The 23,251-nt window shown below is 58.1% G+C and carries 24 protein-coding genes; 12 read left to right on the forward strand and 12 right to left on the reverse strand.

The annotated features are described in order from the left end of the window. Positions 1-42: 42 nt before the first annotated feature. From LEPTO7104_RS0110555 to LEPTO7104_RS36860, 4 genes are all read right to left on the reverse strand, one after another. Positions 43-1,106, reverse strand: a protein-coding gene (locus LEPTO7104_RS0110555; RefSeq protein WP_155523590.1) for an ISKra4 family transposase whose coding sequence is annotated in 2 segments (ribosomal slippage) — positions 43-950 and positions 950-1,106 — 1,065 coding nt in all. Because the reading frame shifts where the segments join, the coding sequence is not laid out codon by codon here. Between the two features lie 167 nt (positions 1,107-1,273). After that, positions 1,274-2,296 (reverse strand): hypothetical protein, encoded by a 1,023-nt coding sequence (locus LEPTO7104_RS38155; RefSeq protein ID WP_071527216.1) that lies wholly within the window; start codon positions 2,294-2,296, stop codon positions 1,274-1,276. Positions 2,297-2,463: 167 nt separating this feature from the next. Beyond that, positions 2,464-4,053 carry a glycoside hydrolase family 57 protein gene (locus tag LEPTO7104_RS0110565; RefSeq protein ID WP_026072573.1) on the reverse strand — a complete coding sequence of 530 codons (1,590 nt, stop codon included), beginning with the start codon at positions 4,051-4,053 and terminating at the stop codon, positions 2,464-2,466. 246 nt (positions 4,054-4,299) lie between these two features. Further along, entirely contained in the window at positions 4,300-5,094 is a 795-nt protein-coding gene (locus LEPTO7104_RS36860; protein WP_017298548.1) for a hypothetical protein, read from the reverse strand. Between the two features lie 275 nt (positions 5,095-5,369). Here LEPTO7104_RS36860 and LEPTO7104_RS0110575 point away from each other — a divergent pair, with 275 nt between their 5' ends. The 3 genes from LEPTO7104_RS0110575 to LEPTO7104_RS0110585 all read left to right on the forward strand — a co-directional run bounded on the left by LEPTO7104_RS0110575 (position 5,370) and on the right by LEPTO7104_RS0110585 (position 7,594). Beyond that, positions 5,370-6,125, forward strand: coding sequence for a tetratricopeptide repeat protein (locus LEPTO7104_RS0110575; RefSeq protein ID WP_026072574.1), 756 nt, complete (start codon positions 5,370-5,372; stop codon positions 6,123-6,125). A gap of 128 nt (positions 6,126-6,253) precedes the next feature. After that, positions 6,254-7,141: an SMP-30/gluconolactonase/LRE family protein gene (locus tag LEPTO7104_RS0110580; RefSeq protein WP_017298550.1), complete on the forward strand. Its 888-nt coding sequence runs from the start codon at positions 6,254-6,256 to the stop codon at positions 7,139-7,141. Positions 7,142-7,273: 132 nt separating this feature from the next. Then, entirely contained in the window at positions 7,274-7,594 is a 321-nt protein-coding gene (locus LEPTO7104_RS0110585; RefSeq protein WP_017298551.1) for a hypothetical protein, read from the forward strand. A 64-nt stretch (positions 7,595-7,658) separates the two neighbouring features. Here LEPTO7104_RS0110585 and deoC read toward each other — a convergent pair whose 3' ends face one another. Next, positions 7,659-8,351, reverse strand: a complete 693-nt coding sequence (deoC, locus tag LEPTO7104_RS0110590) for a deoxyribose-phosphate aldolase (protein WP_026072576.1) — start codon at positions 8,349-8,351, stop codon at positions 7,659-7,661. Between the two features lie 649 nt (positions 8,352-9,000). Between deoC and LEPTO7104_RS0110595 the strand changes: the two genes are divergently transcribed. From LEPTO7104_RS0110595 to LEPTO7104_RS0110620, 6 genes are all read left to right on the forward strand, one after another. After that, positions 9,001-9,555, forward strand: a complete 555-nt coding sequence (locus LEPTO7104_RS0110595; RefSeq protein ID WP_026072577.1) for a protoglobin domain-containing protein — start codon at positions 9,001-9,003, stop codon at positions 9,553-9,555. Between the two features lie 68 nt (positions 9,556-9,623). Next, positions 9,624-9,995 (forward strand): roadblock/LC7 domain-containing protein, encoded by a 372-nt coding sequence (locus tag LEPTO7104_RS0110600; RefSeq protein WP_017298554.1) that lies wholly within the window; start codon positions 9,624-9,626, stop codon positions 9,993-9,995. 357 nt (positions 9,996-10,352) lie between these two features. Next, positions 10,353-10,901 carry a GTP-binding protein gene (locus LEPTO7104_RS0110605; protein WP_017298555.1) on the forward strand — a complete coding sequence of 183 codons (549 nt, stop codon included), beginning with the start codon at positions 10,353-10,355 and terminating at the stop codon, positions 10,899-10,901. Between the two features lie 94 nt (positions 10,902-10,995). Continuing rightward, the gene (locus LEPTO7104_RS0110610; protein ID WP_017298556.1) at positions 10,996-11,874 is read left to right on the forward strand and encodes a DUF4388 domain-containing protein; all 879 of its coding nucleotides are present in this window, start codon (positions 10,996-10,998) and stop codon (positions 11,872-11,874) included. Between the two features lie 2 nt (positions 11,875-11,876). After that, positions 11,877-12,080, forward strand: coding sequence for a hypothetical protein (locus LEPTO7104_RS0110615; protein WP_017298557.1), 204 nt, complete (start codon positions 11,877-11,879; stop codon positions 12,078-12,080). A 69-nt stretch (positions 12,081-12,149) separates the two neighbouring features. Then, positions 12,150-12,581 carry a bacteriohemerythrin gene (locus LEPTO7104_RS0110620; RefSeq protein ID WP_017298558.1) on the forward strand — a complete coding sequence of 144 codons (432 nt, stop codon included), beginning with the start codon at positions 12,150-12,152 and terminating at the stop codon, positions 12,579-12,581. A gap of 109 nt (positions 12,582-12,690) precedes the next feature. Here LEPTO7104_RS0110620 and LEPTO7104_RS0110625 read toward each other — a convergent pair whose 3' ends face one another. The 6 genes from LEPTO7104_RS0110625 to egtB form a co-directional block, all read right to left on the reverse strand. Further along, entirely contained in the window at positions 12,691-13,590 is a 900-nt protein-coding gene (locus tag LEPTO7104_RS0110625) for a mechanosensitive ion channel family protein (protein WP_017298559.1), read from the reverse strand. A 128-nt stretch (positions 13,591-13,718) separates the two neighbouring features. Further along, positions 13,719-13,982, reverse strand: a complete 264-nt coding sequence (locus LEPTO7104_RS0110630) for a Txe/YoeB family addiction module toxin (protein WP_017298560.1) — start codon at positions 13,980-13,982, stop codon at positions 13,719-13,721. Beyond that, positions 13,975-14,229: a type II toxin-antitoxin system Phd/YefM family antitoxin gene (locus tag LEPTO7104_RS0110635; protein ID WP_017298561.1), complete on the reverse strand. Its 255-nt coding sequence runs from the start codon at positions 14,227-14,229 to the stop codon at positions 13,975-13,977. Before LEPTO7104_RS0110635 ends, LEPTO7104_RS0110630 begins: the two co-directional genes overlap by 8 nt. A 136-nt stretch (positions 14,230-14,365) precedes the next feature. Beyond that, a complete protein-coding gene (gene menB, locus LEPTO7104_RS0110640) occupies positions 14,366-15,199 on the reverse strand; it encodes a 1,4-dihydroxy-2-naphthoyl-CoA synthase (protein ID WP_017298562.1) in 834 nt (277 codons plus the stop codon). An 84-nt stretch (positions 15,200-15,283) separates the two neighbouring features. Further along, on the reverse strand, positions 15,284-16,261 hold the full coding sequence (gene egtD / locus LEPTO7104_RS0110645) for an L-histidine N(alpha)-methyltransferase (protein ID WP_017298563.1): 978 nt from the start codon (positions 16,259-16,261) through the stop codon (positions 15,284-15,286). Between the two features lie 138 nt (positions 16,262-16,399). After that, positions 16,400-17,683 carry an ergothioneine biosynthesis protein EgtB gene (gene egtB / locus LEPTO7104_RS0110650; RefSeq protein ID WP_051158491.1) on the reverse strand — a complete coding sequence of 428 codons (1,284 nt, stop codon included), beginning with the start codon at positions 17,681-17,683 and terminating at the stop codon, positions 16,400-16,402. Positions 17,684-18,085: 402 nt separating this feature from the next. On the opposite strand from egtB, the gene LEPTO7104_RS0110655 reads away from it, so the two are divergent. The 3 genes from LEPTO7104_RS0110655 (at position 18,086) to LEPTO7104_RS0110665 (ending at position 22,155) form a co-directional block, all read left to right on the forward strand. Next, positions 18,086-18,436, forward strand: a complete 351-nt coding sequence (locus LEPTO7104_RS0110655; RefSeq protein WP_026072579.1) for a DUF760 domain-containing protein — start codon at positions 18,086-18,088, stop codon at positions 18,434-18,436. Next, positions 18,433-19,716 carry an A/G-specific adenine glycosylase gene (mutY, locus tag LEPTO7104_RS0110660; RefSeq protein WP_017298566.1) on the forward strand — a complete coding sequence of 428 codons (1,284 nt, stop codon included), beginning with the start codon at positions 18,433-18,435 and terminating at the stop codon, positions 19,714-19,716. Before LEPTO7104_RS0110655 ends, mutY begins: the two co-directional genes overlap by 4 nt. Before the next feature lie 402 nt (positions 19,717-20,118). After that, positions 20,119-22,155, forward strand: coding sequence for a DUF3352 domain-containing protein (locus LEPTO7104_RS0110665; protein WP_083887052.1), 2,037 nt, complete (start codon positions 20,119-20,121; stop codon positions 22,153-22,155). Here the strand turns inward: LEPTO7104_RS0110665 and LEPTO7104_RS0110670 are convergent, their stop codons facing one another. Then, a complete protein-coding gene (locus LEPTO7104_RS0110670; RefSeq protein WP_225886962.1) occupies positions 22,156-23,205 on the reverse strand; it encodes a response regulator in 1,050 nt (349 codons plus the stop codon). It lies immediately after the preceding gene. Between the last annotated feature and the right edge of the window lie 46 nt (positions 23,206-23,251).

Here is a 23,251-nt window from a genome sequence, read left to right on the forward strand (position 1 = left end):
AACTATAGACTTTGCAGTCTAGCGGTTGTATTCGGGAGCATGTCACCTTTGCGCCCCAATCATGCCATTGAGGTAAGCGCAGCGATGGGCTAAGGCCTGTGGAACGTTGTCTTCGTTCCACTGAGCACCCGAGATTTTAATGCGGCGAGCAATCTGCTTGATGCCTGATTCGACGGCTCCTGAACCAATCGAACAAATCTGCTCCCGCTGATAGTAGTCGTAGTTGAGGATGCGGTGCTGGTGCTTGCGTAGATACTGACAGAAGTTCTTGGCCGCTTTCTTTTTTAGCGGCTCAAACAAGGTCAGTACTTCATCGACTTTGCCTCGCCATAGCAGCGTTTCAGCTTGGTTGATGCGTTTGATAGAGCCACCAACTTTGTTGAGGTTTTCCACCAAGTGATACCAGTCCAGCACCTCTCGACGCTCTGCTTCAGCCCCCATCTGGGCCACCAGATTCCAGACCCCGTCATGCCCGTCGCCCAAGCAGGTTAAAGGGTTGGCTAGGGGCTGTTGATTGACCCACTCGACCAACTCATCGTTCTGCTGGTAGCAGGCGACAATTGCCGCTTCGCTGGCCACGGCTTTGTAGTCTTTCCACTGGCAGGGCTCTCCCCCAGGGGTTCGCAGACGCACCTTACCGCCATCGACGCTGACTTCCTCGAGTTCTGGTACCTCCGGTTGAGCGAAGTTATGAGACTGAACCAGGCGTTGCTGGGTCTTAGCTGGCACTCGCATACCAGTCAGATAGCTGACATCTTCGCAGGCTTTCGCATAAGACACATTAGCGCTGATGCGCAAACAGCAGTTCTCTAGATGCGGACTAATCTGACGGTAGGCCTCAACTGACAGGCACTCTGCCTGAGCACTGGTCAACACCAGCTCACCTAGGGTGCTTTTGAGCTTACGTTCTTTGCCGGTCTGCGTACCGCTGACTGAACCGATAAAAAAAGCCCCACTTCTGGACTCACATGGGCTTGGATCTGCTCTCGTACCCTCAACTCAATCGCTTCGAGGGTCTGCAGCGACGCTGGGTCACTGTCTTCGTAGAGGATATTAGCGATAGCATCGAGATGCGGTTGCAGCTGGGCTTTTTGCTCCGGGGTCATGGTCGCTACCAGATGTCACGATAGCTACATACTCCACGCTTTCGCTTAATTCTGCAAACCTGACATGCTCCCGTTGTATTCAGAGGCTTGCAATAGCCTCAAGCTTGCGTCGAGATCTCCAAAGTTTGCTGTAATACTGTAATCATTGACATCTCTCATCGCCTAGTCTATTTGTATGGAAGTTGATACTTGGTGCTAACTCCATCAGTTTGAAGTTCAAAATAAATCATCATTTCTCCATCCCAAGTCATTGGCGGAGCACCAGAAGTGTCGATTAATAGCTCCGTGCTTGTGGTACTTCGAGAAAACCTTATTTCTGGCGTTGCTTTTGTACACTCATCTTGAAAGAACAAAATAGGTAGCTTACTGATCTGTTCGGCTATTGATTCTATATTGTACTGACTTACTGGCTCTTGAACTGCAGAAGGGTAAGAAAGTCTAATGCCATGACAACTTTTTATAGATAGAGAGACTGCACTCCTTAAGTGATGACCAATTCGATAGATGTTCGCAAAATGATAGCGCAAGTCCCGATTCAACGAAATTGCTGTCTTACCATCAGGATGGATATCACAATCAGGGCCAATTCTTCCATTTGGCTGAACTCCCTCTAAAAAGTATCCAATAATACGAGCATTTTGTTGAGGAATTTGAATACCCTGATTTGGTGTACGTAAAACTACACCTGTCCCCTTTGAGCACATCATTATAGGGCGTATCTGACCACCATTATGCTTAATTTTATTAACAATAGGAGCGAAAGAGTTTCGATAGTCACTAATAGCAGCTTTGAAGCTCGGATATGCCGGATGCTTCACTTTCTCTAACCAACCTTCTACAAATTTTCCATTTGTTGGCGTGAATGGATAAAGCACTTTTAGAATTCGATAACAGTCATCAATATATGACTGCAAGCTGTGCAAAAGATCTTTCTGTAGATCTGGCAATTTGCCTAAGCGATAATTTAGCTCTCCAGTAGCATCAAATAGAGAGGTATAAATCTTTCCTGCTTCATTCAACAGCTTATCGAGGGATTGCAAAACTTTTTGAATCGAAAGGTTGTAAATTGCAAATGGATGCCGTTCATTGTGATCTTGATGATAACTAGTATTATCAGGAAGATGCTTTAAACAGTTATATACATCAGGAAGTAGATTTCCATCTCTGTAAGTTTTTCTTTCAATCTTCATAAAATAGGAACTTAAGTTGTTTTGATCAATTCTTTTAGTATAGCGAGCTACATCTAGGAGATTTTTTCGATTCTTAAGTAAGGTGCAAGAGCAACTTGTCAGTATCAAATACTAAAACATAGAAGGAACCCCAAGTTTTTCAAAAACTCGGGGTTCTTTGGGAGCTTCTACAGTGGACGATAGACGCGGTAGTTGATCTTGGGGAAGATATTGTCTACCACCTCGATCTTCTCCAGCCAGCCGGAGTCGATTTTTTCGCGCAGAATGTCATCCCACAGCTTTTGGAAGCGCATTAAGTGGGTGCGGGTGCGGCGCACCGCATAGGGCACCATTGTGCCGGTACGCATAATGAAGGCCCAGTCAGACGACTGCGCCAGCAGCAGTTCCCGCGCCGCCTGGTTGAGGGCACGCCACTCTAGCTCGTCGGCGGGTTCGCGGCGGGCCAGGTCGATCATGCGCTCGGCGGCCTTGTGCAGGTGGGGGTAAATCCAGGAGTTGGTTTCATTCAGCCAGTACTCGTGGAAGCCCTTGTAGCCCCAGCTCGACTGGGAAGGACGGGCCACCTGCTGGGTGGGGTGACCCTGGAGGTAGTCAGCCAGGTGAGTCATTTCGTAGGTGCTTTGGTCAAACCAGCTCTTGCGGAACAGGTAGTCGAGGAACCAGGGGCCTTCGTACCACCAGTGGCCAAACAGCTCGGCGTCGTAGGGCGACACGATAATCGGCGGGCGCTGCATCAGGCCGTGCAGGTGGCCGATCTGCTGCTCGCGGTTGTACATAAAGTTGGCGGCGTGCTCGGCGGCTTTTTCTTTGGCCCAGTAGGGGTCGTAAAGCTGCTTGTCAGAGAGGCCCAGGCCCTTGCCGGTGATCTTGTGATACTTGATGCCCACATTCTTGCGCTGGCCGTTGGGCATGATGTAGGGCTTGATGTACTCGTATTCGGCATCCCAGCCCAGGTCGCGGTAAAACTCGCGGTACTCGGGCGCACCGGGGTAGCCCACCTGGGACGACCACACCTGCTGCGACGACTCGTGGTCGCGGCCAAAGGCGGCCACACCGCTCTCGGTGAAGATGGGGGCATAGCTGCCAAACCGGGGCCGAGGGCGGGCGTAGAGAATGCCGTGGCCATCGGTTAAAAAGTAGCGCAGACCCGCATCGGCCACCAGGCGCTCTAGGCCTTCGTAGTAGGCGCACTCGGGCAGCCAAATGCCCTTGGGGGGCTGGCCAAAGGTGTCTTCGTAGTGCTCGGCAGCGACCTGAATTTGCGCCCACACCGCTTCGGGGTACATTTTCATCAGCGGCAGGTAGCCGTGGGTGGCCCCGCAGGTGATGATATCGAGGTTGTTGCTGTCTTGGTACTGCTTAAAGGCGGTGACCAGGTTGCCGCTGTAGCTCTCCCATACGTTGCGGACGTGGTTGAACTCTTTGGCGTAGGTTTCGGCCAGGTATTGCAGGTGGCCGTTGTGGACGTGGCGCTCGACCTCTAGCTCGGTGAGCTCTTCGAGCATGGCCAGGTGGGCGTCGAAGCGCTCTTGCAGCAGCGGGTCTTGCAGCATGGAGACCAGGGGCGGGGTCATGCTCATGGTGAGCTTGAAGTCGACGCCGTCGCGCTTGAGCCCCTCAAACATGGAGAGCAGCGGCACGTAGGTCTCGATGATGGCTTCGTAGAGCCACTCTTCCTCCAGCACGTAGTCACTTTCGGGGTGACGCACGTAGGGCAAATGGGCGTGGAGTACAAGCGCGAGATATCCGGTAGCCATAGGGTGCCGCTGAAGGAAGTGAACTGGGAGCCGAGCTGTCGGGAGGGTAACCGCCGTTGACCAAATTCTAAGGCAAAAGGTAATCGCTAACGGCACTCTGGGCTGTATCCACTAGCTGGGCATGCCCAAGGCGATTGATGACAGTCTGTTTTATTACAGTTTGTGAGATCGGCACTGGTATCCCATGAAACGATGACCTCAGAAAGTTCCGAGAGAACTTTCTGAGGTCCTTTTTGCGATCGCAGTTTATTTAGCCGCACCCACAGCTTCCGGCTCCGCCTCGGCATCCGCGTCATCCGTCTCGGCTGCGATCGCTGCTTCTATGGTTTCAGGGGTTTCGGAGGTTTCGGGTTCGGCAGGAACTTCAGCAACGGGTTCGGCGGCTGCCACAGGTTCGGCGGCAGTGGGTTCCACGGCAACAGCTTCCACTTCAGGGACTTCCGTTTCAGGGACATCTAATTGAGCAGCTTCGGCTTCAGGAACTTCCACTTCAGAAGCTTCCACTTTAGAAGCTTCCACTTCAGGGACTTCCACTTCAGGGACTTCTGTTTCAGGGACATCTAATTGAGCAAGTTCGGCTTCAGAAGCTTCGACTTCAGGAACTTCCACTTCAGGGACTTCCACTTTAGGGACTTCCACGTCGGGGACTTCTACCGCTACGGGGGCGGGGATCGGCTCTGGAGTCTTAGGCACAGCTACCACTACTGGTGCCGTCTTAGCAGGCTTGGTCATTACCTTAGTGACGGTAGGAATTTCGCCGGTCAGCATCATCTGGCGAACGATGCCGCCATCCAGGTCGGTTTTGCCTTGGGCCTGGGAGATTTCGACGATTTTTTGCCCCAGGGCCTGGCCGGTCTGGGTGGCTTCTTCTAAATTGCTGTAGGTCTGCTGGGCCAGCCGCTGCACAGCGAGGTCTAGCTCCTTGTTGCCGCGCCGGGTGGAGGGCTGAATGCCGCTGGCTACCAGCACGTCTTTGGCCCCGCGTCGGAGGGCCTGCTGAAGCTGGCGGATGCTCAGGGGAGATGACTTGATCGATGCCATAGCGTTGTCCTCGGTTGCTGCGTTTTGATGGGTCAGAACCCAAGGCCACGCTACAGCAGGGCCTTGGGTTTGCCGTGCTGTGTGGAATACATCGGGCTTTTGGGAAGGTGAGGGGGTGGGGAAGTGGGGGGGTGAGGAGTGCGGGAGTAGGGGAGTAGATACGATCGCATATCCTCCACGGGTCGGGAGCGTCGTATGATTTGCCGCAGGACCCGATTGCAGTAGTAAGCGCTTTGTCCTTCCTTCCACCCAGAACGCTACGGAAGAACAGCCCTATGGGAAAAACCTGTTACTGGATACTGCTTGCTGCCTTGGCCCTGGTGGGCTGCCAGCGCGAGGCGGCGGTGCCATGGCAGCAGACGTCTCTTTCGGCGGCGGCGTTAGAGACGATGATCTATCCACCGTTTTTAGTGGATGCGGCGACGGCGGCGCGCTACCGACAGGAGGGGCTGACCTTTCGCCAGCAGGGGGATTTTGAACGGGCGATCGCCACCCTCAAAATTGCCGCTGCCCTCGACCCGCGCAACCCCGAGGGTCAGGTGCTCCTGGGCTGGACCCAGCACCTGGCCGGGTACGCCTCCCCTGCGGTTACTGCTTTAAAGACAGCTTTAGCCTACAACCCCGACCACGTGCCCGCCCTCAACGCCCTGGGCATTGTCTATTTGGTAGATGGTCAGCTAGAGGCGGCGGTAGAGACCCACACCCGCGCCGCTGCCCTGGAGCCAGACAACGAAATCCCCCACTACAACCTCAGCCTGGCCTATCAGCGGTTGGGGCAGCAGGAGCAGGCGATCGCTGAGGCCCAGACCGCCACCCAGCTAGAGCCGAGTAACCCACACCCTTGGGTCGCCCTGGCATTGGCCTACTGGTCGGCAGAGGATAGCGCCCAGGCCGTGGCCAACTATCGCCAGGCACTTTCCCTCGATGGCCGTTACGCCAGCCGGGCGTATTTGGATCACCTGGAGCAGGCCGGATTCAGCCAGGAGCAAATTGCAGCCACAGAGGAGATCCGTCAGGCAGCGAAGCCGTAGGAAAATTGTTGCGGTGCTGCTGCTAACTAGACCCTGGCTTTTAACCTCTCCGCGAATAGCTTTGAATAGAATTGTCCCTAGGCGGGCTATGCGGCCCTTTTGTAAACAATTCAGGTGTCTCATCAGCTATGCCAACTCATCTACGACCTGAGCTATCGGCCCAAAACGTGCTCCATGCCCGCGCCCGCCTGGGAGAAGGCCCCCTGTGGGACAGCGCCAAACAGGTGCTCTACTGGGTGGATATTTACAATCACCGGGTTCATGTGTTTGAGCCCAGCAGCGGCGACGACTGCCACTGGGACGTGGGCGATCTGGTGAGCACTCTGGCGCTGATGGCAGGTGAAAAGCTGTTGATGGCCCTGGGTTCTCGCATTGCTTACCTAGATTTGACCTCTGGGGCGATCGAAACCCTTTACTCCTTTGATTTTTCCTCTCCTGGCACCCGCTTTAACGACGGCAAGTGCGACCCCCAGGGACGCTTTTGGGTGGGCACCTGTAGCTCCAACTCTGGCCAGGCCTCGCTCTACCGCTACGACCCCAATGGCTCGGTACAGATGATGGAGACGGGGCTGACGATCTCTAACGGGCTGGGCTGGAGCCCCGACGGCCACACCTTTTATTTGACCAACTCGCCCCAGCGCAAGATCTTCGCCTACCGGTTTGACGGGGAGACGGGGGACATCAGCGATCGCACCGTTGTCGTCGATCTGGGCGATGAACCCGTGGAGCCTGACGGGCTGGCGATCGACCGCGACGGCAACCTCTGGACAGCCCTGTGGGACGGCTGGGGGGTGGCCTGTTTTAGCCCCACGGGCGAGGCCCTAGGGCGGGTTGAGCTGCCCGTACAGCGCCCCACCTGCCCCACCTTTGGTGGCTCCAACCTGTCTACGCTCTACGTCACCACCGCCTCCGTAGGGCTGAGCCAGCAGGAGATTCAGCAGGGGTTTTATGCGGGGGATATCTTTGCAATCGCCGCTCCGGTGCCAGGGCTGCCGACCAACCCCTTCGGCAGTTAGCTCACTGGGATGATTGGTTCAGGTTTTGGGGCTGCTCTATCTTGGGAGAATGACCACCTCTGGCCTTTGGTACAGGCGCAGCACAGGGCAATAGCTCTAGTATGACGACTACTGCTCCCGTGGTTCCTGTAGATGACTTCTCCCTCCAATCCAGACCTGGCTAACCCTGGGGTGCGGCAACCCTCCTGGTTCGATCGCATCTTTCGCGATCGCGACGGCAATATTGTGATTGCCCAACCGCCCAATCTACCAATTCTAGTGGCGGTGGCGGCGACCTTTGTGCAGGCCATTCTCCCCGACGGCGCGCTGCAAACCGCGATCGACCTAATTGCCTTCGGGGCCTGGTTTACCTGGGCCTGGCAGGAGCTGTTTGAGGGGGTCAACTACTTCCGCCGCGCGATCGGCCTGGTGGCGCTGATTGGCCTGATTGCCTTCAGGCTGACGCTGGGCTGAGCAAGAGTCACCTCCGGTGCACCACCATTCATAATTCCATCAGCCAAGAACCCGCCAGGGGAGATTATTCTTCCTTGGCGGGTTCTTCTTTTTGCTGGCGCATCAGCTCTACCCCACGGGAGGTACCAATGCGGGTGGCCCCTGCCTGCACCAGGGCCACGGCCTGGGCCGCCGTGCCAATGCCACCCGAGGCCTTAATGCCCACACGCCCCTGGGTAATTTCCCACAGCTGGCGCACCACTTCGACGGTGGCTCCCCCCTGCCAGCCGGTGCTGGTCTTTAAAAACGATGCCCCCGCGTCCATGCAGACCTCGGCAGCCAGGGCAATCTCCGCCGGGGAGAGCACGGCGGTTTCGAGAATGGCCTTCACCAGCAGCCCAGTTTCTTCGCAGATGGTGGCCACCTCTCGGTGCAGGGCATCGGTTTTACCCGCCTTCAGCCAGCCCAGGTTGATCACCATATCCAGCTCATCAGCGCCCCGCTCGGCGGCCTCCTGAGCTTCGTAGAGCTTGGTGGCCGAGGTGGTTGCCCCGGTGGGAAAGCCAATCACCGTGCAGACTTTGACCTTGCTGTTGTGCAGCAGATCGACCGCCTGGGCCACGTGGCAGGGGGCAATGCAGACGGCGGCAAACCCGTAGCGATCGCCCTCGGCGCACCACTGGGCCACCTGATCTGCGGTTGCCGCGGGGCTGAGCAGCGAGTGATCGATATATGGAGCCAGATCTACCCCGTCATCTGCCGTTGGTCGTCGGGCCATGGGTTTAACCGCCTCTAGTTTCACCAGATTGCACTTCACTATATAGCGTCCCGGCTGCGGCTTATACGGGTGCCGATGCTCTACAGCCCTGCGATGGCCCCATCAGTTAAAGAAATGTGTCGCAGGCATCCGTAAATCTACGCACCCTTCACCCCGACATCACAGAGATTTGCTTTAGGCAACTTAAACAAGCTGGCCTGTAATCCTCGTTTAAGTTAATCAATCTAAAAAACCAGCCGCAAAGCCATGCTTATCTGGCTGAGAAAAAGCCATGGTTGTTCACAAACACAATTTTCAATTCCCGCGATCCCGAAATAAACAATTCAGGGGTTCCTAAAGTGCGATCGCTCAAACATTAGCCCCAGCATTCATTCAACCACATAAACATCCTTGGAATTGCCTAAGTCGTTTACAACACTTTATCCCGGCGAGGGTATCGCTATCTACTTCTTAAGAAATAAGACCCTTCCCGCTTTTGGATGGCATTGGCCAAGATTGTCATCAATCTACAAAATTAGCGGCTATTTTCTGGCCCCTGAATAGACCATTTTGTGTTTCAAGGTTTAAGTGTTCATGCCCTGTTAATAGCTACCACAAAAACGATAAAACAAGGATGTTGAAACACAGCCCTCTGTTAAGGATTAGCTAAATGAGTCTTCAACCAAACGAATTTATGTCAAAGATGGTGTCGCGCATTGACTTTGGTGTCGACGACAAAAAAGTGCTTCAGTCCGCTGCCACTTGGGGCTTAGAAATTGCGCCCGAAATGTCTGATTACTTCTATGAGTATTTGGGCCGCGATGCTGAGATGAACGCCATCCTCAATGAGTCTGAAGGCAGAATTCATCGCCTGCGTGAAACCTTTGTGGCCTGGTTCCACGAAATGTTCACCGGCATGGACGGCTGGGGCAATGACTACGCCGAGCGGCGCTGGCGCATTGGCCTGATTCACGTTCGCATTGGCATCGGCCCCCAGCATGTGGTGCCCGCCATGGCGGTCGTCGTCCACGAGGCCGGCAAGCGCGCCCTGGCCGATGGCAAAGACCAGCAGCTGTGCGATGCCCTGAGCAAAATCTGCATGGTCGATTTAGCCTTCATTGAGCAGGCCTACATCGAAGTATCGGCAGCGGCGGTACTAAAAGAAACAGGCTGGTCAGAGGGCCTATTTAGACGGCTGATCGCAACCGGGGCCGGGGCAATGTAGCCGTCCGCAGGGCTATTTTTCAGCGTTTACGATCTATCCATTTTCCCCTACAAAAAGAGAGAATTACCATGGCGATTAGCACCGAAAAACTGATCAACAGTCTGCAAAGCTTTGTCACCTCCACCACCGACATTCAGGGGGCAGCGGTGGTCACTCCCGATGGGTTACCCCTGGCGGCTGTCCTGCCCGGCGGCATGGACGAAGAGCGGGTTTCGGCCATGTCGGCGGCCATGCTTTCCCTGGGCGATCGCATTGGTAGCGAACTGGCCCGAGGCGGCATCGATCGCATTTTTGTGGAAGGCGACAAGGGCTACGGCATTCTCACCAGCTGCGGCGAAGACGCGGTATTTCTGGTGCTGGCCGACAAAGCGGCTAAGCAGGGCCTGCTGATGCTTGAAATTAAGCGCACCCTGGGCGATCTCAAGGCCATTTTGATGTAGCGCCCGATCCTCCCCGCCCCTTTTTTCAGGGAGGTTTGAGTTCGCTTCAAGATCCCCTTTTTTAAGAGGATGTCGGAAAAGTCTTTTTAAGTACAAGTGAAATTCCCCCAAACTCCCCTTTAAAGGGGGAACCTTTACCCCCCTTTTTAAGGGAGGCAGGGGGGATCAGCAGATGGCTAAAGCTACAGCAGATCACTTTTCAAACGCCCGCTAAGGGGGATCCAGGAGGATCGCTAGCTGATGCGCCTGGCCGGGGATGATTCCTAACACTTGCCAGCCCATTCCTGCTTTTCACCCTTGAATTTAAGCTCCGCCCCAACGACGTTTGACCCTGTTCTTAATTGCCTCCGCCCAGCCATGGAAATCATGCGTTTAGTGGTCACCGGCCCCGTGGGGGCTGGCAAGTCGACCTTTATACGATCTGTTAGTGAAATTGAGGTGGTCGATACCGATCGCCGCGCCACCGACGAGGCGCTGCTGCTTAAAAAGCGGACCACCGTCGCCTTTGACTTTGGCCGCCTACAGTTTGGCCCCGACATGGCGCTGCACCTCTACGGCACCCCCGGCCAGTCGCGCTTCGACTTCATGTGGGACATTTTGATTCAAAAGGCCCACGCCTACATTTTGCTGGTGGCGGCCCATCGGCCCCACGAGTTTCGCGAGGCCCGTCGCATTATGTCCTTTATGAAGCAGCGATCGCCCGTGCCCATGATCATTGGCCTCACCCACACCGACTGCCCCGGCGCCTGGGACGCCGCCAACATTGCCCTGGCCCTGGGCTACCCCAACCCCAATCACCGCCCCCCCGTAGTTGCCGTCAACGCCAACGAAGCTGCTTCAGTGGCCGAGGCGGTGATTGCCCTGGTGCAGCACGCCTGGTCTGGCAGTTTGGCCACCGTCCCCTAAGGATGCGCAACAGGGCTACCACAACGCAGCCACCAGCCACAGCACCGTGGCCAACCACCAGTTCTTTAAACCTCTGCAAAAGGGGACAGTACCCATGAGTGTTACCGGATATCTCGCCGACTTCTCCCTGCCCGAGCTGTTTCAGCTGCTGGAGCAGGGCCATAAAACAGGGTTACTCACCATTTGCACCCTCAAAGAGCCCGCCAGCGGCGATCGCCACAATCACCACATCTGGTTTAGCCAGGGGCAAATTGTAGCCGCTGGCAACAGCCTCGACCAGCAGGGGCTGATGCGGCTGATTGCCCAGCGGGGCTGGATGGGCGACAACGCCGTTTCTCGGCTGTCTCAGACCTGCCAGATCCACACGCCCCTGGGTCTGTGCCTCAAAAACAAGGGGGTGCTCACCGCCGAACAGCTCAAGCTGCTGTTTTATACCCAGGTCATGCGTCAGGTGTGCGCCCTGTTTGCCCTGCCCGACGGCTGGTTTCAGTTTGACCCCAAGGCCCCGCTGCCCTCTGCGGAGATGACCGGGCTGATCGCCACCGCCACCGATGTCACCCTGGCCGGGCTGCGCGCCCTCAAAGACTGGAAAGCCCTCGATGAAAAACTGCCCGACCCCTCGTCGGCCCTGATTGGCGTCATTGAGGGCAAACCCTCCCTGCGGCTCAACCCGAACGAATGGCAGGTGTGGGAGTTTACCAACGGCACCGTGGCCCTAGCCGATGTGGCCACACAGCTCAACTTAACCGTAGCCAAGGCCCAGCAAATCGCCTTTCGCCTGATTGTGACCGGCCTGGCCGAAGAAATGCCTCTAATCGTCGCCCCGCCTCCGGCCTTCTTAGCATCGACTGAGCCCGAGGAACTCGAACTCAGCATTGCCTCTAGATCCGCGCCTAAAACCGCTGCTGGGGCTGCCCCGGTCAGCCAATCGTTTCTCCACAACTTAGTTGGCTTCCTCAAAGGCAAGGTGTAGCCATGACCCACGATGCCCTGCGACTGCTGCAAGGATTTCTCGGTTTGCTCAAGCTAGCCGACCTCATGACCAGCCCCCTGAGCCTAGCCATAACCCTATGGATCTGGCTCCACCTCACTCTGCCCTACCACAGCGCCCTGACCCTCTGGCTGATCGCCCTGCTCCCCCTGCTAGACCACGAATCCCACACCAGCATCTACCCATAGCCCCTCCACCCCCATCCCCCCCATCTCCTCATCCCCCTCACTCCCTCACTCCCCCACTCCCCACCCACCATGACCACCCCAACCCCCATCCACCCCTTCACCTGGAACGACACCCTCAGCACCGGCGTACCGATGATCGACGCCCACCATAAGGAGTTAATCGCTGCGGTCAACGATCTGGGCGTGGCGATCGCCGAGAACAAAGGGGCCACCGCGATCAAAAAGCTGTTTGCCTTTCTCAAGTTCTACGCCGAGTGGCATTTCGAGCACGAAGAAGCCTGCGCGGCTAAGCACCAGTGCGCGATCGCCGACGTCAACCAGAAGGCCCACGCCACCTTCATCGCCACCTTTGGCCACCTGCACGATCGCTACAAAGCCAGCGACGCCAGCGAGGCCGTGGCCCTAGAAATTTATCAGCAGCTGGCCGACTGGCTGGTCAGCCACATTCTCAAAATAGACACCAACATTGGCCGCTGCATCCGCAGTGCCGCCCAGGTTTAGCGCTAGTACTCGGAGGCTGAAATATGCCGACTATTCCAGCTCGCTTGGCTCCCTGGCTCCCCTGCTCCCTCGCGATTGACAATAGCCGTCACACTTGTGCCGCAGTCTACTAGCCAGAGGCATCCCCAGCCCCAGCGCCGCTGGTCAGCCGCGCGCTTTCGTCAAACTGGGTCTGATCAAACATGTGCACCGTGCGAATTGGGTAGGGAATGGTGATGCCGGCCTCGTCGCAGGCGGCCTTGAGGGCGATCGCCACCTGCGACTTAATCCGGCGCACCTCGGCGATCTGCGGCGTGGTCCAGTAGCGCACCTTAAAGTCGATCGAGCTGTCGCCAAAGCCCACCACATCCACCTCAGGAACCGGGGCATTGAGAATGCCCTCCATGTTCATTACGACGTCGAGGAAGGTTTGCTTGGCCAGGGGCAGGGGCGTGGTGTAGTCAACGCCAATATCCAGGTCGGTGCGGCGGCTGCGAAAGGCGGTCATCACCCGCACCGGGTTGGTAAACACGATCGCATTGGGAATTTCCACCAGCTCTCCGGTGTAGGTGCGCAGCTGGGTTGAGCGAATTTTGATTGCCTCCACCGTGCCCTCGTAGTCGCTCATAATCACCTGATCGCCCAGGCGAAAGGGCTCTTCGATTAGCAGCAAAATCCCGGCCAAAAAGTTCTTGAAAATGTCCTGAAAGGCAAAGCCAATCGCCACCGAGCCCAGCCCCAGCAGGCCAATCATGTCTCCCAACCGCAGATCGGGGAAGGCCACCACCGCTGCGATCGTCAAGCCCAACGCCCAGGTGCCAATGCGGGCCACCTGAACGGCCAGCAGCTGCAGCGATCGGCTGGGCACCAGCCGCTGGCTCATTTTGCCCACCACCCGCTGGGCCACTTTAGCGGCATACCCGGTCACCAGAACTAGAACCAGCCCGATCAGGAGACCGGGCAAAAGCTGAACAAACTGCCCAACCAAATCCAGCAGACTGGTCTGGATGCGCTCAATCAGGGGGTTCATAGGGCTATAGCAATCAATCGAGATGGGCTGTTCGCAGCCTAGCACTGAGTCGCCAGCTCGTCATCTGCCCTGAAGGGATTGCCTGGATTCCTCCCATCGCCTTTGCTTCCCTACCTCGGAGGGCGAGTCTAGTAGTGATAACGACAGGAAATAATAGTCAAATAGTGGGTATCTACGGCATAGACAAGGCGATGCGTGTCGTCTATGCGGCGCGACCAAAAGCCAGATAGGTTTTCTTTCAGGGGTTCAGGCTTACCGATGCCTTCAAAGGGGAGAGTTTTAGCGGCTTGGATCAGCGCGTTGATTCGCTTGAGGGTCTTTTTGTCCTGGGTTTGCCAGTAGAGATAATCTTTCCAGGCGGCATCGGTCCATGCCAGCTTGCGATCACTCATCGAGCAGATTTTGCTCTTGGGTTTGGCCCTGGCGATACTGGGCGATCGATCGCTCCAAATGGGCAGCATTAGCAGGAGATTTGAGCAAATAAACGGTTTCTAGCAGGCTATTGAAGTAGTCTAGCGACATGACGACGGCATCCTCGGCATCTCGCCGGGTGATGATGGTATAGTCAGCGTCATTTACCACTTGATCAAGAATGGCTTTGAGCTTGTTTCTGGCTTCGCTGAAGGTAACAACTCGCATAGAACATGTCCAATCGCTTGTACAAGTTTAGCGCGATTCCCGTTCCGAGACCTTGCCTGAACGCCCCGGTGACATAGCCTGTTACTGGTGGTGGGCATCACCCACCTTCCTCATCCCCTCACATCCTCATCCTTCCCTACGGCAGCCAGGGATATTGGCGAAAATTGGGCGATCGCTTTTCTAGAAACGCCTGCCTGCCCTCGGAGCCCTCTTCGGTCATGTAGTAGAGCAGGGTGGCATTGCCCGCCAGCTCTTGCAGGCCTGCCTGACCGTCGCAGTCGGCGTTAAAGGCCGCCTTGAGGCAGCGAATGGCGATCGGGCTTTTTTGCAAAATTTCCTGCGCCCACTGCACCCCCTCGGCCTCCAGATCTTCCACCGGCACCACGCAGTTCACCATCCCCATCTCCAGCGCCTCCTGGGCGCTGTACTGGCGGCACAGGTACCAGATTTCGCGGGCTTTCTTCTGGCCCACCATGCGGGCTAGGTAGCTGGCCCCAAAGCCGCCGTCAAAGCTGCCCACCTTGGGGCCGGTCTGGCCAAAGATGGCGTTGTCGGCAGCAATGGTGAGGTCGCACACCACGTGCAGCACGTGGCCGCCCCCGATCGCGTAGCCCGCCACCAGGGCAATCACCACCTTGGGCATGGAGCGAATCAGCCGCTGCAAATCGAGCACGTTGAGCCGAGGAGTGCCTTCGTCGTCGATGTAGCCGCCGTGGCCGCGCACGCTCTGGTCGCCGCCGGAGCAAAAGGCGTACTTGCCGTCGGTGTGCGGCCCTGCCCCGGTCAGCAGCACCACCCCAATGCGGCTGTCTTCGCGGGCGTTTAGAAAAGCCTCGTACAGCTCGACAATGGTTTTGGGGCGAAAGGCATTGCGCTTGTGGGGCCGATTGATGGTGATTTTGGCAATGCCATCGGCCTTTTGATAAACAATGTCGTCGTAGGACTTAACGTCTTGCCAATCAACCTGCATAGGGGGCGCATCCAGCTAACACTGGTGTCTAGCGTCTCATACCAACTGCGGATTTTGGATTGGCGATTTTGGATTGCAGCTCTCCTACATCTGCTTCAAGTGGTGCAGGCTAAAGAGCTGATCCGCATCGGTCCACACCTGCACGGGCTTAAACCCAGCTTCCATGGCCAAGAGCTGAAACTCGTCGATGGTGTATTTGTAGGAATGCTCAGTGCGCAGGGTTTCGCCCTGGCGAAAGGAAATCTCGGCCTCGCCCAGGCGCACGGTTTGATCGCTCAGGCTGGCGATCGCCATCTCAATCCGCCCTGCCGCGTCGTTGTAGCGGGCCTGATACTCAAACTGGCCCAGGTCAAAATTGGCCCCCAACTCCCGATTGATGCGCTCCAGCACATTCAGGGCAAAGGCGGCAGACACGCCCTGGGCATCGTCGTAGGCGGGTTCGAGAATGGCGGCAGGTTTCTTCAGGTCGACCCCCACGATCAGATCGCCCAGCACCGCCACAGTTTTGAGAAAGGCGATTACCTCGGCTGGCTCCAGGTTGCCAATGGAGGAACCGGGAAAAAAGCCGATGGTGGGCTGGTTTTGTAGTTCAGGGATAGCGGCAATCGGCAGTGGCTGGGTGTAGTCGGCGCAGACGGCGATCGCATCTAGCCCCTCAAAATCGGCCATCAGCGCCGCGCAGGCCTCCTGCAAATGCTGGCGCGAAATATCGACCCCCACGTAGGTTTTGGCCTGGGGAGCCGCACCAAGCAAAATGCGAATTTTTTGGCTGCTGCCGCTGCCCAGTTCAACCAGGGCGCGATCGCCCAATGCCGCCGCAATGTCCGCCGCGTTGGCCCGCAGAATGCTCATCTCCGTGCGGGTCAGGTAATACTCCGGCAGCTGGCAGATGGCGTCAAACAGCTCAGACCCCCGTTTGTCATAGAGAAACTGAGGCGAAAGCGACTTTTGGGGCAGGCTGAGCCCCCGCAGCACCGCGCTGCGAAAATCCTCCACGGGGGGATGAAAGTCGTACAGCTTGACGGCGGGCTGCTGGGTTTGGGGAGAGTGGATGGGGGGCATGGGGGTGGATGGGGGGATGAGTGGGAGGGTAGATGGGTGGGAGGGTGGATGGGTGGGCGGGTGGGCGGGTAGATGGGTGGGCGGGTGGGCGGGTGAGGGTTCAAGTCGCTCCCTTCACTCATCCACTCATCCACCCATCTACCCCTTCGCCAACCGCAGGCCGCTGAACTGCCAGCGAGCGCTGGGCGGGAAAAAGTTGCGGTAGCTGGGGCGCACATGTCCCGGCGGCGTGACGCAGGAGCCGCCCCGCAGCACCATCTGGTTGCACATAAACTTGCCGTTGTATTCTCCCACGGCACCGGGGGCAGGGCGAAAGCCGGGGTAGGGCAGGTAGGCGCTCTGGGTCCATTCCCAGGTGTCGCCGTAGAGCTGCTCTAGCTGACCAGAGCCAGCGGCAGGCTGAGGATGCAGATGGTCGGTCGCCAGCAGGTTGCCCTGGGTAGGGGCCGTTGCCGCCGCCACTTCCCACTCGGCCTCGGTGGGCAGGCGGCAGCCCCGCCACTGGGCGAAGGCATCGGCCTCAAAATAGCTGACGTGGCTCACCGGCTCAGCCAGATTCACGGGTTTCAGTCCGCCCAGGGTAAACACCATCCACTGACCGTCGCGCTGCTGCCAGTAGAGCGGGGCCTGCCAGCCTTCGCTTTGCACCATGGCCCAGCCCTCGGCCAGCCAGTGTGCGGCGGTTTGGTAGCCGCCATCGGCCATGAACTCCAGGTATTCGCCGTTGGTGACCAGGCGGTTGGCCAGGGCAAAGTCTTGCAGGTAGGCGGGGTGGGCCGGGCCTTCGTTATCAAAGGCAAAGCCAGCGGCTTGGTGGCCGATGGTATACAGCCCGCCAGGAAAGCCAACAAAGTCTAGCGGCGTTGGGGGTTTGGCAGCTGCGATCGCGACATCCTTGCGGTAGGCCGGGTACAGCGGATTGACGGCCAAATTGTATTTCAGGTCGGTGAGCAGCAGCTCCTGGTGCTGCTGCTCGTGGTGCAGACCCAGGGTGACGAGTTCTGCTACGGCAGAAGACTGGTCCGGCTGCTGCAACAGCTGCTCCATGGCCTCATTTACGTAGGCGCGATAGTCGTAGACCTCGGCCACCGTGGGCCGCGACAGCAGACCGCGCTGGGGGCGGGGGTGGCGATCGCCCACCGCCTCGTAGTAGGAGTTAAACAGATACCCGTAGCCGGGGTGAAACTCCCGATATTCACTTAAATACGGACGCAATAAAAATGTCTCGAAGAACCAGGTAGTGTGGGCCAAGTGCCACTTCGGGGGGCTGACGTCGGCCATGGCCTGCACGCCGTAGTCTTCGACCTCAAGGGGCTGACAAAGCGTTTCGCTAAGACTACGTACAGCCCGATACTGGGCGATTAGGTCATGATTGGCTGACCTGGCCTCTAAAGGCAGAGCAACGGGAGGAGAAAGCGTCATTATTGGAGCTTTTGGGGACATTGCTGGCAATTGTGTCAGATAGGGGCCATGGCAAGATGATGATTACCTTAAATTGCCTAAGACCTTGCTTAGAAAGCATCGCTTCAGCTTGACCGCTAGGCCCAGCGCGGACATCTACCTACAGAACAACATTGTGAATTCATTCAGCGGGGGCAAAACCCATCCAAAGTGAGTACGGTTCTACCTACCCAGGGGCAAAACGCAGCCTGTTAACTTAATCACATGGGTTTCAGGAATGACCACCTTCCCCAATGTAGGCATTAATTGTGATGTAGATAACCGATAGTCATCTTCTACACATTGATGGGGAATACTAATCACATCCAGCTCAATCTGATAAACCCAGGCCGCACTTACTGCCAGCCAAGCGAGGTATCCACTGTGAGCAATTCTTCCGGCAAAGCCCAAGACCTTTTTAACGGCTTTAAAAACAATTCTGAGCAAGTTAACTCTCTCATGCAGTACGTTCACAGCATGAGTCCAGAAACCATCTCCCAGCTCTCTAACCCGGCCTCCACCGAAGTTCAGCAAATGATGGAGCACAACATCATCGGCCTGCTCGGCGGACTGCCCTCCCAGCATTTCGACGTAGAAATTACCACCAACCGCGAAAGCCTGGGTCGACTGCTGGCCTCTGCTATGATGAGCGGGTATTTTCTGCGAGGTGCCGAGCAGCGCATGGCCTTTGAGCATTCGCTGATGTCGGCAGACTCCTCCTTTGAGGTTGAGTGAGCGACAGACAACGGCCAGCCCAGGCGGAAAATCGCCCTTCCGTTTCCTCCCCAAACCGTCGCCGTTCTACCGCGCGCGATGTTGAGGGTTCTTACACAACGAGTACAGCAAGGGTTTTAAACCAGCCCCTGCTTTCCCCCAATCCGGCCCAGGCGACTCTGCCCTGGCCGGATTTTCCTGTTCAGGCGCTGCGGGGGGCACTGCTGACCTGGTATGCCGACTGGGGCCGCGCCCTGCCCTGGCGCAACATCGACAGCCCCTACGCCATCTGGGTATCAGAAATGATGCTGCAGCAGACCCAGGTGAAAACGGTGCTGCCCTACTACCAGCGCTGGCTAGAGCAGTTTCCCACGGTGGCAAGCCTGGCGGCAGCCGACCAGCAAACGGTGCTCAAGGCCTGGGAGGGGCTGGGCTACTACGCCCGCGCCCGCAACCTGCACCGGGCGGCCCAGCGCATTGTCAGCGAGCACGGCGGCGAAATCCCCCAGGGCTTTGACGTGATTACAGCCCTCCCCGGCATCGGCAAAACCACCGCCGGGGGCATTCTCAGCTCGGCTTTTAACCTGCCCTATGCCATTCTCGACGGCAATGTAAAGCGGGTGCTGGCCCGGCTGGTGGCGCTGCCCGTGCCTCCCGCTAAAGCCATCAGCAATCTCTGGCGGCTCTCGGAACACCTGCTCGACCCCGATCGCCCCCGCGACTTCAACCAGGCCCTGATGGATCTGGGCGCCACCCTCTGCACCCGTCGCCAGCCCCAGTGCGATCGCTGCCCCTGGCAAGCCCACTGCCAGGCCTATAATCGCAATATTCAATCGGAGCTGCCCATGTCAGAAGCCAAAGGCCCCCTGCCCCACAAGCACATCGGCGTCGCCGTGATCTGGAATGACGATGGGCAGATTCTGATCGATCGCCGCAAGCAGTCGGGGCTGCTGGGCGGCCTGTGGGAGTTTCCCGGCGGCAAAATCGAGCCGGGCGAAACCATCGAAGCCTGCATCGCCAGAGAAATTCAGGAGGAGCTGGGAATTGAGATTGCCGTGGGCGATCGCCTCTGCACCGTCACCCACGCCTATTCCCACTTCAAGGTCACCCTCAACGTGCACCACTGCACGCACCTGGGCGGCGAGCCGCAGCCGCTCGAGTGCGACGAGGTGCGCTGGGTCACCCTCGACACCATCGAAGAGTTTCCCTTCCCCAAGGCCAATATTCACATCATCGAGGCGCTAAAGGCCTACACGGCGGGGCAGCCAATAGAGGAGGTGGGTGATGGGGTGATGGGGTGATGGGGAAGGTAGGGAAGGTGGGGGAGATGATGAGTTGGCATTAGGCCGATCGCAGCTGCAAAAAGGCCGATTTGCAGAACAGGGGTTTAAACCGATGATCAACCCCTCCTTTCCGTTGGGTCCAGGGCGACCGATGTTTGTTTGCGCCCCAGTGGGGGCGACGTCCCTGGTCGAGGGGGGCCGGGGAAAACGAAATTCCCCCGGCGGCAGGCTTGGCTTCAAACGTTTACTAAGGCAAGCGCAGAAATCAGGCAGCAAATAACCCCAACAGCAGGCTTTGCTTTCCTACTCCTCACCTCCGTTACCATCGACCCAGAGAACGTAAACAAAAACCTGCATCTTTACAAACTTAGTCCCAGTGCTCGGGTATTGATAGAAAAGCATTACGGAGCACAGGCAGCTATGGGCAGGCATAGGCAAGCGTGGAAACGCCTTCTTCCAGTGGGGCTGGTGAGCGCGGGGCTAGCTACAGGCGCACCCTCAACCCGCGCCGATGAAGCCAGCCTGTGGCACCACCTGCCCCAAAACACCGCCCTGGTGATGCTGATCGACACCACCGCCGACACCTGGGGCCAGCTCAACCAGTTTCAGCTCTTTAAGCTTTTAGAAGAGGAGCAGGGACTCAGCCCTCACCTGCCGGGGCTGCCCTACCTGCCCTACGGCTTTGATTTTGAGAGCGACATTGCCCCCTGGGTGGGCGATACAGCGGTGGTCGCTCTGCTGCCTGCCCCGCCCGACGCAGCGGCGGCCTTCGCCGACCACGCCGTCATGGTGGCCCCGGTGACCAGTAGTGAAGGCTTCGAGCATTTTCGCAGCACCTTTTTTGAGATCCAGGGGGATGATCCTGAAATCACCTCCGCCCTGGGCACCGACATCTACTTCTGGCCCGCCCCTGCCCCAGAGGACTGGCCCGAGGGCGAACCCGGATCGGCCTGTGGCCCTGCCGAAGCCGAGGCAGAACTCTGCGACGACGAAACTCCGCCGCTTCCAGTCAATCTAGAAGAAGGGGCTGGCCAAGCCTCAGGGGATTTGATCCAGACTCAGGTACTGCATTTCAGCGGTGGCGTCGGTCTGCCCCTCACCGCCAGCCCTCGGCCTAAAGGGTCTGAGTCACCGGAGAGCCTTGCCCCCCAGGATACCGGTCCCGAGAATACTGGTCCCGAGAACACTGGTCCCGAGAACACTGGTCCCGAGAATACTGGTCCCGAGAACCTTGAGGTGGAGGTGCCGCTGCCGCTGCCAAAATTTGGGCCGACGGGTCTGGCCGTAGCTTTTTTGCCCGATGCTGTGGTCACCGCAGAAACCCCAGCCGCCATTGAGCAATATCTGCGCCAGGCAGAGGGCACCCCATCGCTGGCGGATAGCCGGGAGTTTCAGCGCACCCTGGTCAACCGGCAGCGGAGCCGAGCGCTGTTTGCGGTCTACGGCAACGCCCTGGAGCTACTCAACTACGACATCTCTACGGCGGGCCTGCCTGACCTACCGCTGCCGCTGCCGCTGCCGCCCACCCCCACGCTCGATATAGAGACGCTGCGATCGCTCAACTTTGGCGGCACCCTGGAGGCGCTGGTGTACCCCCAGGCGGCGGGTATGCAGTTTCGGGGCCGTTACTACTACGACGCGGCGCCCTTTACCTTTGGCCTTACCCCCACCGTGGCCAACGCCGACAGCCCCCTGGCGCTGCTGCCCGCCGCCACGTTTTTGGTCATGAGCGGACGCAACCTGGCCGGACTCTGGCACAATGTCACCCGCGTTTTGGAGGCGGCCAGCGATGTCACCCGCGAGGGGCTGGCCAGCGCCCGCTCCTTCTTTACCCTGGCCACCGGGCTAGACCTCGATCGCGACGTTTTTGGCTGGATGGACGGGGAAGTGGCGATCGCGGCCTTTCCCACCGAGGGCGGCCCCTTGCAGTACCTGGGGCTGGGGCTGCTGGTGCAGACGAGCGATCGCCCCACCGCCGAAAGTACCCTGGCCGCTGTCGATGACCTGGTGGCAGGCTTCGGCGTCTCGGCCCACCCCAGAACCGTCAATCGGCAGCCCGTCACCAGTTGGGAGCTGCTGACGAGCGAAAACGAGGACCAGCCCGCGCTCAGCGTGGGCAGCCACGGCTGGGTGACCGCAGACACTCTGGCCCTCACCTCTGGCGTGGTGCCAATGGCGCAGGTTTTGGCTCCCTCGCCCCGCGACCCCCTGGCCGATTTCTTTTTGTTTGACCAGGCCACGGCGGGGTTTCCTGACCCGAACAACGGCTACTTTTACCTCAACGTGGGTGCCACCCTGGCCCTGGCCTACCAGGTGTTTGATCTCCACAATGACCCCGCCTTTGATGCCACCAAACCCATCCTCGGCAGCATTCGCAGCCTCAGCGCCACCACGGCCCAAACCCCCAACTACCTCGAAATGCAGGCCCAGATGGGCCTGGCCCGCCGCCAGAATTAATCAATCGGCCACGGCCCCTGGCTGAATGCACCGATGCCTGAGCGACGGCGCAGCGGCGCCCTCTGGGTCAGCGGCGGCCTGGGGCAGGTAATCGCAAATAAAGGCCTCAAACTGAGCCATCAGGGCGGGGTCGCGCCAGCCTCGCTCTACCTCCTGGCGCATAATGTCCAGGGAATCTTCCAGGGAAAAGGCGGGTTTGTAGGGGCGATCGTGGGTCAGCGCGTCAAAAATATCAATCAGCTGAAAAATCTGCGCCAGCCGAGGAATAGCCGCTCCGGTCAGCCCGTCGGGGTAGCCGCTGCCGTTCCAGCGCTCATGGTGGTGGCGAATGACGGGCAGCACCCCCTGCATGGTGCGCAGGGGGCGGCAGATGGTTTCCCCGATGGCAACATGCTGCTCCATAACGGCCCGCTCGGCCCCGCTGAGGGGGCCAGTCTTGAGCAGCACCGCATCGGGAATGCCGACCTTGCCAATGTCGTGGAGATAGCCCGCCCAGGCCAGATCGCGAATGTTGATCGGACTCAGCCCCAGGTATTCGCCAAAGCTGCGGCCCAGAACGACGAGGCGATCGCAGTGGTCGCCGGTATTGGGGTCGCGGCTCTCGATGGTGCGGGCAATGGAGAACAGAACCTTTTCGGCGTGGTCCAGATCTTCGTTGAGGCGCTTTTGGTGAATCAGCGACTTGACTCGGGCCGACAGCTCCAGCTGGTCAAAGGGTTTGGTTAAAAAGTCGTCGCCGCCCGCCTCAATCCCCCGCAGCCTGGCCTCGCGATCGCCCAAGGCCGTCACAAACACCACCGGAATCAGCCGCGTATTTTCATTCTCCTTGAGCTGCCGACACACCTCAAAGCCGTCCAGGCCGGGCATCATCACATCCAGCAAAATCAGATCGGGCTGGTGCTGAAAGACGCTGTAAAGGGCGCTTTGCCCACAGTCGGCCTGGGCCACCTGGTAGCCGTCTACCGACAGAAGCGCAACGGCGGTCATGCGGCTGGGGGCATGGTCATCGACGACAAGCACGCGGGGCGGCAAAGAGTTTCGGTAAAGCACAGCAACAACCTGAGGGTGGCAACAACCAGCAAAGGGCACGAATCTT

This window comes from Nodosilinea nodulosa PCC 7104, from assembly GCF_000309385.1.
GTDB lineage: Bacteria > Cyanobacteriota > Cyanobacteriia > Phormidesmidales > Phormidesmidaceae > Nodosilinea > Nodosilinea nodulosa.

Bases quoted from the DNA above. Each gene is read 5' to 3' on its own strand.
- LEPTO7104_RS38155 (WP_071527216.1), bottom strand. From the start codon at position 2,296: ATGAAGATTGAAAGAAAAACTTACAGAGATGGAAATCTACTTCCTGAT.
- LEPTO7104_RS0110565 (WP_026072573.1), bottom strand. From the start codon at position 4,053: ATGGCTACCGGATATCTCGCGCTTGTACTCCACGCCCATTTGCCCTAC.
- LEPTO7104_RS36860 (WP_017298548.1), bottom strand. From the start codon at position 5,094: ATGGCATCGATCAAGTCATCTCCCCTGAGCATCCGCCAGCTTCAGCAG.
- LEPTO7104_RS0110575 (WP_026072574.1), top strand. From the start codon at position 5,370: ATGGGAAAAACCTGTTACTGGATACTGCTTGCTGCCTTGGCCCTGGTG.
- LEPTO7104_RS0110580 (WP_017298550.1), top strand. From the start codon at position 6,254: ATGCCAACTCATCTACGACCTGAGCTATCGGCCCAAAACGTGCTCCAT.
- LEPTO7104_RS0110585 (WP_017298551.1), top strand. From the start codon at position 7,274: ATGACTTCTCCCTCCAATCCAGACCTGGCTAACCCTGGGGTGCGGCAA.
- deoC (WP_026072576.1), bottom strand. From the start codon at position 8,351: ATGGCCCGACGACCAACGGCAGATGACGGGGTAGATCTGGCTCCATAT.
- LEPTO7104_RS0110595 (WP_026072577.1), top strand. From the start codon at position 9,001: ATGAGTCTTCAACCAAACGAATTTATGTCAAAGATGGTGTCGCGCATT.
- LEPTO7104_RS0110600 (WP_017298554.1), top strand. From the start codon at position 9,624: ATGGCGATTAGCACCGAAAAACTGATCAACAGTCTGCAAAGCTTTGTC.
- LEPTO7104_RS0110605 (WP_017298555.1), top strand. From the start codon at position 10,353: ATGGAAATCATGCGTTTAGTGGTCACCGGCCCCGTGGGGGCTGGCAAG.
- LEPTO7104_RS0110610 (WP_017298556.1), top strand. From the start codon at position 10,996: ATGAGTGTTACCGGATATCTCGCCGACTTCTCCCTGCCCGAGCTGTTT.
- LEPTO7104_RS0110615 (WP_017298557.1), top strand. From the start codon at position 11,877: ATGACCCACGATGCCCTGCGACTGCTGCAAGGATTTCTCGGTTTGCTC.
- LEPTO7104_RS0110620 (WP_017298558.1), top strand. From the start codon at position 12,150: ATGACCACCCCAACCCCCATCCACCCCTTCACCTGGAACGACACCCTC.
- LEPTO7104_RS0110625 (WP_017298559.1), bottom strand. From the start codon at position 13,590: ATGAACCCCCTGATTGAGCGCATCCAGACCAGTCTGCTGGATTTGGTT.
- LEPTO7104_RS0110630 (WP_017298560.1), bottom strand. From the start codon at position 13,982: ATGAGTGATCGCAAGCTGGCATGGACCGATGCCGCCTGGAAAGATTAT.
- LEPTO7104_RS0110635 (WP_017298561.1), bottom strand. From the start codon at position 14,229: ATGCGAGTTGTTACCTTCAGCGAAGCCAGAAACAAGCTCAAAGCCATT.
- menB (WP_017298562.1), bottom strand. From the start codon at position 15,199: ATGCAGGTTGATTGGCAAGACGTTAAGTCCTACGACGACATTGTTTAT.
- egtD (WP_017298563.1), bottom strand. From the start codon at position 16,261: ATGCCCCCCATCCACTCTCCCCAAACCCAGCAGCCCGCCGTCAAGCTG.
- egtB (WP_051158491.1), bottom strand. From the start codon at position 17,683: ATGACGCTTTCTCCTCCCGTTGCTCTGCCTTTAGAGGCCAGGTCAGCC.
- LEPTO7104_RS0110665 (WP_083887052.1), top strand. From the start codon at position 20,119: ATGGGCAGGCATAGGCAAGCGTGGAAACGCCTTCTTCCAGTGGGGCTG.